Origin of the sequence: Pedobacter sp. ok626 (assembly GCF_900100435.1) — a bacterium.
Classification (GTDB): Bacteria; Bacteroidota; Bacteroidia; order Sphingobacteriales; family Sphingobacteriaceae; genus Pedobacter.
The window spans coordinates 11,926-26,923 of record NZ_FNEX01000010.1 but is presented as its reverse complement, the minus strand read 5'-3'; the positions used below and the strand labels follow the sequence as shown (position 1 = coordinate 26,923).

Sequence of the window (14,998 nt, the reverse complement as noted above, 5' to 3'; positions counted from 1 at the left end):
AATTTAAATAATCCATCCCTAATCCACCTAATTATGAACCAAGTAAATACCGCTGTATTGGTAATTGACGATGAAGAACTGGTACGCGATAACATTGAAGAGATACTTGTCCCCCGAAAGGCTGCTCTTGTCGATAGCAGCATTTCTGCGGCTGCCAGTATTTTGTTTGATACCCCCCAGGAAATCCTGACCCCACGCACAAGTCGGATTCCTATTTTTACGGTAAAAAAAGCCGCTAACGGAATGGATGGCGTTGACATGGTAAAAAAAGCGATTGAGGCCGGAAAGCCTTATGCTGTTATTTTTCTGGACATCCGTATGCCAGGTTGGGATGGACTGGAAACCGCCATGCAGATCCGTAAATACGACAGCAAGGCGGAGATTATATTCATTACTGCTTATAGTGACCAGTCTGTAGAAGAGATAGTAGACAAAGCTGGCCAAAATGTAGGGTATCATTGCAAACCCTATGCCGCAGAAGAAATTATCCTGTTGGCTACAAAAGCCATTACAGATTACGACCGCCTTCGTAATCTCGAAAAACTAATTGAATCCATATCCTCTATTGGTTTAAGCGAACGGCAGTTGAATTCCCTGCTCAAAAACATTCTTGAACAGCTGGCTATCTCTATAGGCACCGATATGGCCCTTCTTGGCAAATTGAATGATGATCTTAGCTACGAAAAAATCCTTTCTATCGGGGCCATTGAAGCAAAGATTAACCTTGATGAATTGATCAACAGAATAAAAAAAATCAGCATTGCAGCAGACGAAGTGGTGCAACTGGATGAGTTGGTTCTTGTCCGCATGGATAGCTATTCCGTTTTTGCGGTACTTCAAAAGCAAGAGAAACTGAAAACCGAGAAAATGTACCTGCTTAAACTTTTTGTGCAAAATGCGGCCCAGGCCATTCGCAATGCAGAACTGACCGAACAGCTCATTCAGAAAGAAAAACTTTCTATAGTAGGTAAAGCTATTGGCATGGTGATGCACGACCTGCGTTCGCCCATCAAAAACATGAAAGTGATTACCAGCATGATGAAAGAAGAAAATAAGGAACCAGAATGGACACACCTGCTGGACGAATGTGCATTGGAAGCATCAGAGATATTTGATGATTTCCTGGATTTTATCAAAGAAAAGCCTGTTCTAAAAGCACCAGTTAATTTACAGCACCTGATAGAAACGGCTGTATCTATGGCTGTCGGTACAGATAAGCAACATATATCCATACATCAGTCTGTTCCTTCAGAGCTGCTTGTTTCACTGGATGAACGAAAAATAAAACGGGCCTTCCTAAACCTCATCAACAATGCCATTGTGGTACTGGAAGCTAAAAAAGTAAAAGGTCCCTCTATTCAGATAAGCGCCAGTCTTGATGTTAAAAGCAACCAGGTACAAATCGCTGTTGCAGATAATGGGCCCGGTATCCCAACAGAAATCATCAACACCCTTTTTGATCCTTTTATAACCACCGATACCATTAATGGTACCGGGCTTGGGTTGGCTATAGTTAAACAATGTATTACTGCCCATGGGGGTAGCATTAATGTTGCCAACCATAACGGAGCAGTTTTTAGTATCATTTTACCTTTTGAACAATATAGCGAAATCAGTTAATTTACACCTCACCATGGTTCAAATTGACCATGCTATGAAAAACCAACAGGCCTGCAATGTTGAATTGATCAATTATACCAAAGAGGGCAAGACTTACACTGTGAGCATTAACATTGCCCCGGTTATAAATCATATAGGGAAAATTACCCACTGGATCTCTATCCGGATGGAAACAATTCAATTCAAATGGTATACCTGCAGTCTCTTTTAGGATATTTTTATGTGTATAAAAAATCACATTTATCTTAACTAGAGTATGCTAAAAAAACAGGTCATCTCTTGTAGACTAGTCTGAAGTTTAAAACGCTTCAACTTTAAACTATATTTCTTTGAGCGCACCGTATTCACTAGGTGTTATGCCAAAGTGTTTTTTGAATTCACGACTAAAGTACTTACTGTTTTCGTACCCGACCATATAAGCAATCTCATATACCGTATATCTCTTCTCCAACAGAAGTTCGGCAGCCCTCTTCAACCTCAGTGATTTAACGTAATCATTTGCCGAGAGTCCGGTAATGGCTTTTATTTTTTTATTGATAACTGGCTGACTCATTGAAAGCTTTTTAGAAAGCATCGCAATGCCAAATTCGGGTCCCAAAAGGTTTTCGTTAACGATAGCATTAACTTTTTCTATAAAAGCGACATCAAGCGGATGCATAGCAATTGCATCCTCAACTTTCTCATTTACATCTTCAGCATCCGGACTCAGTCGCCGATTGAACTGTGACCATAGTATTTCGCGTGATCTGAAAATATTATGAATCTGAAGATTGAGCACTTCGATACTAAATGGCTTAGTTAGATAAAGATCTGCACCATTCTGGAGACCATCTATGTGATGTTCCACAGCATTTTTAGCGGTTAACAAAATTAACGGGATATGACTTGTCCGCTGATCCGATTTCAGTCTTCTACTGAGTTCCAGGCCATCCATCTCGGGCATCATCACATCACTGATAATCAGATCAGGAATGTGATTTAAGGCCCCATCCCAGCCCTCCCTGCCATTAACACATTCGATGACCTGGAACCTGTCGGTCAATTCATTGGCAATAAATCTTCTTATTTCTTCATTATCTTCAACAATCATCACCGTTTGATCAGCAGTATATTTTTCGCCAGGATCAGGCTTAGGATCCTTTGGGGATGGGACGACTGGCAGTCGAAGCATTGAGGCATTAGAAACGGGAATGATTTGAGCTGGATCAAAGTGTGCCTTTCCTCCTTTAAGCGTTACTGTAAAAGTCGTTCTGTTTTGCTCAGCAAATCCATGTTCACTGACAACCTCCAAAACCCCATGATGCAGTTCGACGATTGTTTTAGTCAACGCAAGACCTATACCGTAGCCTGTATTATTCCGACCATCCTCATTTTCCTGAAAATAGTTATCAAACAATTTTTTGATGTTTTCGACTGAGATACCTCTTCCTGTATTGCTTACCCTGATCCTGCAGGATTTCTCTGATTCATCAATGCTGACCCGTACCCTACCTCCTTCCGGACTAAACTTAACTGCATTTGAAAACAAGTTATAAAAAACCTTTTCCAATTGCTCTTTGTCAAAGTAAACTTCAAGCACTTCAGTAGATGCGATAAAGTCGGTTATGAGCTGCTTCGAATCAGCCAATTCATCGAATGATAAAAAAATGTCTTTAACAAAAGGTACAATATTCCAGCTAGATACTTGCAGCGGCAGGTGGCCTGTCTCTGCTTTCCTGAAGTCCATCAGTTCGTTGACCAGCTGCAGGAGACTCTCGGAATTACTTTTTATGGTCAACAGGTGCTTTCTATCGACATGATCTTTATTGCCCTTTGAGATTAACCGCTCTACCGGAGCGATGATTAGAGAAAGGTGTGTCCTGATTTCATGAGATATATTGGTGAAAAAATTAAGTTTCAGTTGCGTTACTTCTTTATCTTTAAGGTACAAGGCCCGCAGAACAATATACCTGATGACCAGAAATATCAAAGCAGAAAATGCCAATCCATAAAGCATATAGGCCCACCATGTTCTCCATATGGGAGGCAAAACACTGATATTCAAACTGGACTCCTTACTCCAAACATTATCATTGTTTGCCCCCATAACAACAAACTGATATTTCCCTGGCGGAACATTTGTATAGTTTATAGATTGATCCTGAGCAATCACCCAATCCTTATCATAACCGTTCAATTTGTATTTGACCCTGTTTTTACTGGCTTTTACAAAGTTCAGGATCGCCACATCAATAGTAAACACATTCTGGTCATACGGAAGCACCAGGTTATTTTTCTGATATGCGCTGATATAGCCACCTTTGGTTTTCCCTTTTTGATCCTGAATGTAGATGCCGTTTATGTAAACAGGGGGAGCCTTTGGGTTTTTCTGTATTCGATTCGGATAAAAACTGTTCAAGCCTGCAAAACCGCCAAAGTACATCTCACCCGTTCTACTGCGGAAATAAGAATTGTTATTAAAAATATTTGCCGAAAGTCCATCTGCCTCGGTATAGGTATTGATCACCTTTCTTCTGAAATCAATTTTGCACAGACCGTTACCTGTACTCACCCAAAGGTTACGGTCCTCATCTTCACATATTCCCAGTACTTTATTGTCTGAAAGACCTTTCGTATAGGTATAGGACGACCTCAACTGGCCTTTATTGTTATATTCCAGCAAACCATTGTCATTTGTTCCTACCCAGACAGAACCGAGACTATCCTGGTAAAGGCAATTGATGATGTCATTCACATTAAGACTGATTAGCCTTGCCTCCTTTTTCTCTGGTTGTCTGATGAGGTAAAGTCCTTTACGCCCTCCAAACCAGATCGACTTATCCTGAGCCTGAATAATGGATAGAATATGGCCCCTGGTAAAGATCTTTTCCTTAAAAAAGCCAGATATAGCCTCCAAGCGCTCCCTCTGTTTACGATAAAGCTTCAGTCCCGCGATCTCGGTACCGATCCAATAGCGGCCTAAATCATCCTGCAGCATACAAGTCACCTCCGACCCCAGCGTTTCGTTATTGAAGTATAAATATCTCCTAAAACCGTTTGTCTCAGGATCAAAAAGATTTAAACCACCACCATGAGTACCCACCCAAATGTTGCCCGCTTTGTCTTTAAAGATGAGTTTTACCAGATTAGAGCCAAGGCTTTCTGGATTATTCGGATCATTCGTATAATAACTGACCTTACCTGTTTGTCGGTTCAGGTAATTTACGCCGCCCCCTTCTGTGCCAATCCAAAGGTTTAATTGTTCATCCTCTATCACCGAACTGATGACATTGTTGTTCAGCCTGCTTTCAACAGACCGGTTACTGAAGGCCTTAAAAGGTGTATTATAGAAATAGTAGCTATTCACCCCTCCAAAAAAAGTTCCTACCCACATGTTGCCAATGTTATCGCTGTATAGACTATGAACAGAATTCTGGCTTAAACTATACGGATTCCAGGGATCATTGACATAACTTTTCAACGTGCCAGCGCTTAAATTCAGAATGGATAGTCCGCCTTGCGTGCCGATCCACAGGTTGCCTGATTTATCCAGGGCCAATTTCCTGATTTTACTACTGACGAGCCTGTTGTCCGGACTGTTAGCCACATAATCCACCACCTTGTCAATTTCTTTTTTATATCGCTTCAAGCCTCCGTTCAAAGTACCTATCCACATATTTTGCTGATGATCTTCTGCAAAAGTCATGACCTGCTCATCCGCTAAACTTCGGGAATCAACATTTCCGATAACACCGGCCAGCTTATAGCCATTTGCCCGGGGAAAAAGCCTCAGGATACCTGCCGAAGTGGCGACCCAGAAAACACCCGCATGATCCTCAAACACAGCACGCACAACATTCCGATCTTTTGTCAATGGAATTGATCTGATGGTGTTCCCCTTCGGCCCTGTCTCAATTGTCGTTAAAGAAAATTGAGTGCAAATCCATAGTTTGCCCCTGCGGTCCTGGTAGATGGAATTTACGGTTCTACTCAAGGCGTCCGAGGTATAGCTATAATCAAGCGGAACATCTACAAAACTTTCTTTGTTGACATCAAAAACCCTGAGTCCGTTTCTTGAGCCTACCCATAGTTTTCCCTCACGGTCACACAACAATGCGGTAATGTAATTATCTTCTTCAGATCCTTCACGGAATACTTTTAAGGAGCGCGAATCATATCTATTTAGTCCACTACGTGTCCCAAACCACATAAACCCTTTTTTATCCTGAGCAATAGAAAGTACCGAATTTTGAGATAAGCCCTCAGCTACGCTAAGACTATTAAACCTCATCTGCCGGGCATTGCCGGCGAAAGGCCATAAAGTCAAAAGAGCAACGAAAACATATATCGGACCGAACGATCTCATAGCTGATTATTATTTGGTTTTCAGATCCATTGAGGTATCTTAACGAAACTAATCAAATTTTAAAATTTATGATTACAGTTTCAATCTAAAAATCAATCTACTTTCTGTCAAGCCCAAAAAAAGCTGCATATTTTCAAAAATACACCCTATTATTTTCATTTTCTATCCCCAGGGCTTCTTGTGGTATCGCCATATTTGTCTTGGATCAAAGAGAAGTCCTGAACAACTCGACTCCTATTATGAACCTTTAACCAATTATAAACCAATTTATGAATTATCGCGTATGACGGGAAATCATTACTTACTTAAAATTAAAGAAAGTACTTACAGCAGGGCTGTGTTGCTGTCTATTGTTTTGCTGCTCTTTGTATCCGTTAAGGCATTCGCCCAGGCAAAAATCACCGGAACAGTCAAAGATACAGACGGAAAACCAATCATCGCCATTGGCGTAAAAGTCAAGAATAAGTCTGGCGGTGCAGTGAGCGATACCAATGGGAAATTTAACATCAATGCCACCGCCGGTGATACCTTAGTGTTATCAGGATTATCCTATGAATCCCAGGAACAAAAGATAGACAGCAGAACAGATTATACCATTGTGCTGAAAGCAAAAATGAACAACCTGGATGAGGTTTTCGTCATTGGTTATGGCACAACCACCAAGGCAGATGTCACAGGTTCAGTAGCCAAAGCTCCGGTTGAAAATATGCAAAAAGCTCCTGTCCGATCCTTTGATGAAGCCTTAGCTGGTCGTGTCGCCGGTGTAAATGTGAGTTCTGTTGATGGACAGCCTGGATCAGCCATTAACATCACCATCCGGGGTGCAGGATCGGTCACGCAAGACAATTCACCCTTATACGTCATAGACGGTTTTCCTATTGAGAATCCGAACAATAACTTCATCAACCCACAGGACATCGAATCTATTGATATCCTCAAGGATGCATCAGCGACTGCCATTTACGGTTCCCGTGGTGCCAACGGCGTGATCATGATCACCTCCAAAAAGGGAAAAGTCGGTCCTCCGGCAGTCAGCATCAATACCTCCTATGGCCTCCAGCATAACCCAAAAACCGTTGACTTAATGAGTCCCTACGAATTTGTGAAATACCAGTTGGAAAGAGACTATACGCAATCGGCGCTTACCTACCTTACCGACGGCAAAACACTGGAGTCCTATCGAGATGTCAAAGAGGTGAACTGGCAAGATGCATTTTTCAGGAATGCCTCCATACAGAACCATTCTATATCCATCAGCGGAGGTAATGCTGCTACCAAGTACTATATCTCTGGAAATCTGTTCAACCAGGGAGGAATCATTATCAATTCTGATTATAAAAGATACCAGGGCAGCATATCACTCGATCAAACTTTCAATAAAAAACTCAAGGGCGGTATATATGTCAATCATGCATACAACAAGCAAACCGGTCAGTCACCTTCTTCAGTAGCCAATGCCAGTAATACCACCGCTGCCCTGTACAGTGTGTGGGGATACCGCAACTTCTCTATCAGCGGCATTCCCGATCTGGAGCAGGCGCTTTTTGATCCGGGTATTGATCCTACGATAGACTTCAGGATCAATCCGGTGATCAATCAACAGCATTTGCTGAGAGAATACCTCAACACCAACACCATAGTCAATTCGTATCTGGAGTACAACATCGCTTCTTCCCTGAAACTAAAAATCTCCGGCGGAATCAACCGGACCATCGGACAGAACAACCAGTTCAACGATTCATCCACCGTATATGGCAGCCGTCACACATTGGTAGGATCTTTAGTTGGCGTCAATGGAAGTGTCACCTTTGGACAGTATTCTACCTGGATCAATGAGAATACGCTTACCTATAACAAGAATTTCGGCAATGCTCATCAGGTCACCTTACTTGGGGGATATGCTATGTCCGGCTACAAAACTTCTACTTTTGGCAGTGTGGGCACCAATTTACCGAATCCCCAACTGGGTCTGAGTGGTTTAAACGAAGGTACACCCCAAAGTATAACCGCGGTTACCTCTTCCTGGGGTCTGGCATCCTGGCTGGCCAGGGCGGATTACAAATTTAAATCCAAATACCTTTTAACGCTAACCTTCAGGGCCGATGGCTCTTCAAAATTTGCTCAAGGTAGTCGTTGGGGCTACTTCCCTTCCGGAGCACTTGCCTGGCGCTTTACGGAGGAAAATTTCATGAAAAAATTCAAGCCGCTCTCAGACGGTAAATTGCGTGTGAGTTATGGAGTTACAGGTAATAACCGGATCAGTGATTTTGCCTACCGATCTGCGATTGCAATTGCGACCAATTCACAAGGGTATACTTTTGGTAACGTCACGACTCCAGGTGCTTTTCCATCTAATTTGGGGAACAGCGGCTTAAAATGGGAAACCACTTCTGCACTAAATGTCGGTACCGATCTCAGCTTCCTGAAAAACAGGATCAGCTTTACGGCGGATATCTACCGAAAAACCACAAACGATCTGCTGATCCTGGCCAACCTCCCGTTGTCCTTAGGATACGGACAAGCACTGAGAAATGTGGGCAGCGTACGCAATCAGGGTTTGGAACTGACATTAAATGCAACTATCTTGAAGAAAAGGGACTTTAGCTGGGAAAGCAATTTTAACATCTCCTTCAATCAAAATAAAATCCTGAGTTTAACCGAAAACCAGGATGCGATCACCTCAAGTGCGCCATTTGACTTTTATTTCAGGAGCATACCCGCCTACATTTCAAAAGTTGGGAACCAGCTGGGTACCATGTACGGCTATATTTTTGAAGGTCTCTACCAATACGATGATTTTAACAGAACCAGCAGCGGAGGTTATATACTTAAAGACAATATACCCACCAACGGGAACCTAAGAAGCAGCATCACTCCTGGAGACATCAAGTTTAAGGACATCAACGGTGACCTCAAGGTTGATGCCAGTGATTACGCCATCATCGGCAGAGGTCTGCCTATCCATACCGGGGGATTCAATAACAACTTTAAATACAAAAACTTTGATCTGGGCGTCTTTCTGCAATGGTCCTACGGCAATGACATCATCAATGCCAACAGATATATTTTTGAAGGAAATATCCTGGCCCGCAGCAACCTGAACCAGTTTGCAAGTTTTGAAAACAGATGGTCGCCAACCAATACCAACACGCTTATCCCACGTGGAGGAAACGGAGGGTCCGGCCCCACCACGCCAACCGGGACAAATTCAAGGGTGATCGAAGACGGTTCATTCATCCGGCTAAAAACAGTTAACCTGGGTTATAGCCTGCCAGCGGGACTGATCAAAAAACTACGCATCAAAAACTGTCGTGTATATCTCTCTGCACAGAACCTGTATACACTGACCAACTATTCGGGTATTGACCCCGAGGTGAGCATATACAACTCCGTACTCACACCCGGTGTGGATTTTTCAGCCTACCCGCGTCCTTTTGCCGTAACCATGGGCGCAGTAATCAACCTTTAATTGAGATTTTAGAAACATTCGAATATGAAACGTTTAATGTTCATCCTGATTGCCGCTGTAGTGCTCACTTCATCGTGCAAAAAAATACTAGATAAAGATCCGACAGATTTTATACAACCCGCAAATTATTACAACAGCGAAAGTGACCTGAACCTGGCACTTGCCGCCAGCTATGATCCCTTGGGAAATGAGTACCTCTATGCCAGTGGACTCTGGCAGCAACTGGGCTTATGTACCGACGAGGGCTTTTATGGCTACAGTTCAAATGCTTTTTCCGCACCCATGTACTATCAGTTCGACTACACCAATCCTTACATTACCGGACTGTGGCAGCAATGTTATATTGGCATTGAACGTGCAAACCTGCTGATCGCCAACATCAACAATGCTAAAATGGATGAAACCAAACGTCAGGTCATTCTGGGCGAAGCCTTGTTCCTGAGGGCCTACTATCATTTTCTGCTGGTCAGCAACTATGGAGACGTGCCGCTGAAGATCACACCAACTGAAAACGTCAACTCTGTTGACATACCCCGCAGGCCTGCCAAAGAAGTATACGCGCAAATTGTCAAGGATATGGAAACGGCGGAAGCCAAAGTATACAAGGCAAGTACCATCGGCAACAGTAGTCATGTTTCTAAAACTGCCATTGCAGCAATTCTGGCAAGGGTAAACCTTTATATGGCCGGATTCCCCTTAAAGGATGAAAGCCGCTATTCTGAAGTGCTCAAATGGACGGAAAAAGTGATCAGCAGTGGTGAACATGAACTGCGTACGACTGCAAACCCAACCTATACACGTTCCCCTTTCAGCCAGATCTTTATCAATCAGTCACAGGACATTTACGACATCAAAGAATCCCTTTGGGAAGTAGATTTTAACACGAATAGCAACAATGCCAGCTACTTTGAAAATGGCAAGCTTGGCACGGCAAATCTGGGTTGTAACAACCTGGATACGGGCTTCGCAGGTGCAAACATGCGCACGACGATCAAGCTTTACAATTTATACGGCAATGGTGACCAGCGGCGGGATTGGACCATTGCCCCATTTTATTTCAGCACAAGCAATGCCACAACAGCCGTTCGCACAAATTATACCAGCAGCAACATTATCAACCGCGAAATGGGTAAGTGGCGCAGGTATTTCGAACCACTGACCCCTAAAAAACAACAATATTACAACGGTACCAACTTTCCGGTAATCAGATATTCAGATGTATTACTCATGCAGGCGGAGGCGGAGAACGAGCTAAACGGCCCAACCTCTCTTGCTTATAATGCGGTTAATCAAGTCCGTAGAAGAGGGTACGGACTGCCAGTATCCATGGCCAGTCCAGTTGCAGATTTGACCACAGGCTTATCAAAACCGCAGTTCAGGCAGAGCATCATGGATGAGCGAACACGAGAACTTGCTTTTGAAGGTTTGCGGAAAGCCGATCTGATACGCTGGGGTACATTCACCTCCACCATGATATCAATGCTGACCGAGATCAACAATTCAAATGCCTCGGGCACAAACAAAATTACCTGGGGACTTGGCTACCTTACCGCATCCTCCTCTCCAAGGTATCTGCTGTTACCCATCCCTGCATTGGAAATCAATATCAATAATGCAATGACACAAAACCCAGGCTGGTAAATAAAATAAAAAAGAATGATGTCTAAATATTTAATGATCATAGCCGCTTTAACTGTTGTTATCTGCGGATGCAAAAAGGACCTTAGTCAGGCTGAAGCCGATTTTACGGTTAGTGCCGATAAAAATACGATTACCCTGGGCGATACGGTCCGTTTCAGTTTCACCGGAAATCCTGACGTGATTACCTTTTATTCCGGCCTGGTCGGCAAAAGGTACGAATACCGTGAAAGAACTTCGGCTGAAGGAACTTCGCAGCTGAGTTTTCGCACAGCAAGATTAACCGGGGGCACACAGCCCAATTCACTGGCACTGATGATATCGCAGGATTTCCAGGGGGTAATTTTTAACGACATCCCCGGGACCCTGCAGCGCATCAGCACTGCAGGGTGGACAGACATTACCACTCGCGCCACTTTAGCAACGGGCCCTACTGCTGTGCCTTCAGGAAATATCGATCTGACGGACTACGCTGCTCAGAACAGACCTGTGTACCTGGCGTTTAAATACACAGGCCTGGCCGGATCCACACAAAACAGGTGGTTTATTGACCTGTTCTCTTTGAAAAACCTGCTGGCCGACGGCACAAGCTATGAGATCGCGAACCACAACTTTGCGAATGTCGGCTTTACTAATTATGGGGTGACCACCTATAGCCCTGGCTTTGTGGGATATCCTATGGAAAACATTTTTAACTGGACTTTCAATACCTCTTCTTTAGCCATCAATGGTGCTTCCTCTGCCCAGGCAGCAGCCAACCGTTCCGAAGCATGGGCAATCATGGGACCTATCGACCTCAAAAAAGTAACACCTGATGTTGGGGAGCCCGTAAAATCCGTCGCACAAAAAACAAGCACGATCAAATACACCTACAAATATCCCCAAAAGGGGACGTTCAATGCGACATTCTCAGGAGGTAGTGTGAGCATTGAGGCCAGTAAATACTCATCAAAGAAAATTGAAATAACAGTCAACTAAACACTACGACTATGAAAAGCTCATGCTTACAAATTTTCAGAAAAATACGCTTTGCGACAGCTGGGATCCTGCTCCTATTTTGGATGAGCAGCTGCTATAAAAACAACAATGAAGAATTAATCCCCACCCAATCCATGCGTACATCGTTCAGCGAACCCGCACTCCTATCCACCAGCAGCGCTGATTTTGTAAAGGGTGCTGACATCAGCCACGTCACCCGCATGGAGAATGCGGGAAAGCTGTTCTACAATACTACAGATCAGCAAGACCTGTTCATCATCATGAAAGAACGCGGGCTCAATACCATACGGATCAGGGTCTGGGTAAATTCCACAGGTACATTCGCCTACAATAGTTTAGCTGATGTGGTGGCAAAGGCTGTACGCGCTAAGAACGCAGGCTTGAAAGTATTTGTAGACTTCCATTACAGTGATACCTGGGCAGATCCATGGAACCAAACGAAACCAGCTACCTGGAGCAGCTATTCTTACGCTCAGTTAAAAACAGCAGTTAGCAATCATACCACCACCACCATTAACACACTGATTGCTAATGGGGTTACCCCAGCTTTTGTAGAAGTAGGCAATGAGGTAGACAACGGGATGCTGTGGCCCACAGGCCAGATACCTGCCGGGAATATAGCCAATTTTGCAGGTCTATATAAAGCGGGTTATGACGCAGTTAAAGCCATCAACCCGGACATCAAAGTTATGGTGCACTTTTCTAAAGGTTTTGACAACGATTCCTGCAAAAATGTCCTAAATGGACTCGTAGCTAACGGTGCCGACTTTGATGTGATTGGCTTATCGGTTTATCCATGGAGCGGAAACTTCGCAACCATCCTGAGCCAGACCAATGCGAATATGCAGGATCTGGTCGCCACTTATAATAAAGATATCATGATTGCCGAATGCGGATATGTGCAATCAGACCCTGTGAACTGTCGTTTGATGATCAGCACACTGCTCACACAGGTCAGTAGTCTGCCAGGTAATCGGGGAATCGGCGTATGCTATTGGGAACCTCAGTATTATGACCGTCCGCCGGTAAACAAAAGTATGTTCAGTTCCACGACCTTTAACCCCACCCTAGCGATAGATGCATTTTCACTAGTTAAAAATCCGGGATTTGAAGTGGATAATGCAAATACCCAGAACCCCATAAACTGGACGAGCGGCGGAACCAATGCTGAAGCGAATTATGTAGAAACAACCGCACACTCGGGTACTTATCGCTTAACACACTACAAAAATGCGGCATACAATGTGAGCACCAGTCAAACCATCACCGGATTACCCAACGGGAATTACACTTTTCAAGCCTGGGTGATCAGTCCCTACGCGATGACACAGAACCAACTGTTCGCCAAAGACTTTGGTTCAGCCCAGATCAACGCAAGTATACCGGTGGCGGCGGGCTGGCAAAAAATAAAGATCAGCAATGTAAACGTCAGCAACGGTCAATGCACCATTGGCTTTTACACGGATGGCAACAACAAGTACTGCAGCTTTGACGATATCCAATTTTTTAAGCAATAGAAAATCATAAAATCCTGTTATGTCATTCCGAATCAAAACATACGGCATCATTTTGACAGCCCTTATACTGGCGTCTTTCATCAATGCACCTGAAGAAAAAGTCTTTGTCACCGAAAACTTTAATTTTTCCGTGCATCAGCTCAAGTTCATGCTGGCTGAGGCCAACAAAAGAGATACCCTATTCCCAAGAACGACAGATCCAAACGGTCGGCTCAAGCTGACCGGGAAATATGAGTGGACTTCCGGCTTCTTCGCCGGTTCACTTTGGTATGCTTACGAGGGTACTAAAAATGAAACCCTCAAAAATGAGGCAGTCAAATGGACGGAAAAACTAGAAGCACTTCAAAATTTCACCGAGCATCATGATTTAGGCTTCATGGTCTATTGCAGTTATGGCAATGCTTACCGACTAACCAAAAATGAAAAATACAAACAGATTTTGATCAGGGCTGCTCAATCACTGAGCACAAGATTCAGCGAAAAAACCGGAAGTATTAAATCATGGGATGGCTTTGGCTCATGGGATGGTCAGCACAACTATAAGTTCCCGGTCATCATTGACAACATGATGAACCTGGAACTCCTGTTTTTCGCATCAGCAGCAACGGGAAACCCATCCTATAAAGACATAGCGATACGACATGCGGATAATGTACTGAAAAACCAGCTTCGGGCAGATTACAGCTGCCACCATGTCGTATGTTACGATCCGGAAAGTGGCAAGGTGCTCAGCCGGGAAACAGCCCAGGGCTATGCGGACAACTCAGTATGGGCACGTGGACAATCCTGGGGCATCTATGGATTTACGGTGGCCTACAGGGAAACCGGAGATCGCCGGTATTTGGATGCGGCTATGAAAATGGCTGATTTTTACATCAACAATTCAAACCTTCCCTCCGACAAAGTACCTTACTGGGATTTCAACGCCAATGACACAGGCTATACGCCATCCATCAAATCCGCTGCGTTGACCACACCGGTTAAGTATCGGGATGCCTCTGCTGCCGCGATCACCGCATCCGCACTGTTTGAACTCAGCACTTATAGTAAAAGCGGAGATAACAGCTACAGGAATACAGCCACACACATATTGCGTTCGCTAGCCAGTCCAGCCTATCGGGCCGAGCCCGACAAAAATGGAGGCTTTATCCTGGAGCATTGTGTTGGCAGTATTCCCCATGGTGTTGAAATTGATGTACCTTTAGTGTATGCCGATTACTATTTCCTGGAGGCACTGAACAGGTACAACCTGCTCCTTGAGCACAAGGACCCGGTTAAGAATTGAAATTTAAGATCAACAAATTACTCAAAACCGATATGAGAATTCCAGTAATGCTTACGCTAATGCTCTTGACCTGGTCAGCTTTACACGCGCAGATCAGCATAGACAGTACCAAAATCGGGGACCAT

8 protein-coding genes are annotated in these 14,998 nt (G+C 43.9%); 7 read left to right on the top strand and 1 reads right to left on the bottom strand.

The window, feature by feature from the left end; translation table 11 throughout:
* The first annotated feature begins 33 nt into the window (after positions 1-33).
* Positions 34-1,620: an ATP-binding protein gene (locus BLS35_RS14860; protein ID WP_090782390.1), complete on the top strand. Its 1,587-nt coding sequence runs from the start codon at positions 34-36 to the stop codon at positions 1,618-1,620.
* A 34-nt stretch (positions 1,621-1,654) separates the two neighbouring features.
* The gene (locus BLS35_RS27845; RefSeq protein WP_165973322.1) at positions 1,655-1,831 is read left to right on the top strand and encodes a hypothetical protein; all 177 of its coding nucleotides are present in this window, start codon (positions 1,655-1,657) and stop codon (positions 1,829-1,831) included.
* Between the two features lie 108 nt (positions 1,832-1,939).
* Here the strand turns inward: BLS35_RS27845 and BLS35_RS14850 are convergent, their stop codons facing one another.
* Positions 1,940-5,890 (bottom strand): hybrid sensor histidine kinase/response regulator transcription factor, encoded by a 3,951-nt coding sequence (locus BLS35_RS14850; protein WP_165973323.1) that lies wholly within the window; start codon positions 5,888-5,890, stop codon positions 1,940-1,942.
* Between the two features lie 358 nt (positions 5,891-6,248).
* On the opposite strand from BLS35_RS14850, the gene BLS35_RS14845 reads away from it, so the two are divergent.
* From BLS35_RS14845 to BLS35_RS14825, 5 genes are read left to right on the top strand one after another with little or no spacing between them, the layout of a single operon-like run.
* The gene (locus BLS35_RS14845) at positions 6,249-9,434 is read left to right on the top strand and encodes a SusC/RagA family TonB-linked outer membrane protein (protein ID WP_090782384.1); all 3,186 of its coding nucleotides are present in this window, start codon (positions 6,249-6,251) and stop codon (positions 9,432-9,434) included.
* A gap of 24 nt (positions 9,435-9,458) precedes the next feature.
* Positions 9,459-11,075 (top strand): RagB/SusD family nutrient uptake outer membrane protein, encoded by a 1,617-nt coding sequence (locus BLS35_RS14840; RefSeq protein WP_090782382.1) that lies wholly within the window; start codon positions 9,459-9,461, stop codon positions 11,073-11,075.
* A gap of 15 nt (positions 11,076-11,090) precedes the next feature.
* Positions 11,091-12,050, top strand: coding sequence for a DUF5017 domain-containing protein (locus BLS35_RS14835; protein ID WP_090782380.1), 960 nt, complete (start codon positions 11,091-11,093; stop codon positions 12,048-12,050).
* Positions 12,051-12,061: 11 nt separating this feature from the next.
* Entirely contained in the window at positions 12,062-13,588 is a 1,527-nt protein-coding gene (locus BLS35_RS14830) for a glycoside hydrolase family 53 protein (protein WP_090782378.1), read from the top strand.
* Between the two features lie 19 nt (positions 13,589-13,607).
* A complete protein-coding gene (locus BLS35_RS14825) occupies positions 13,608-14,873 on the top strand; it encodes a glycoside hydrolase family 88 protein (protein ID WP_090782376.1) in 1,266 nt (421 codons plus the stop codon).
* Positions 14,874-14,998: the final 125 nt, after the last annotated feature.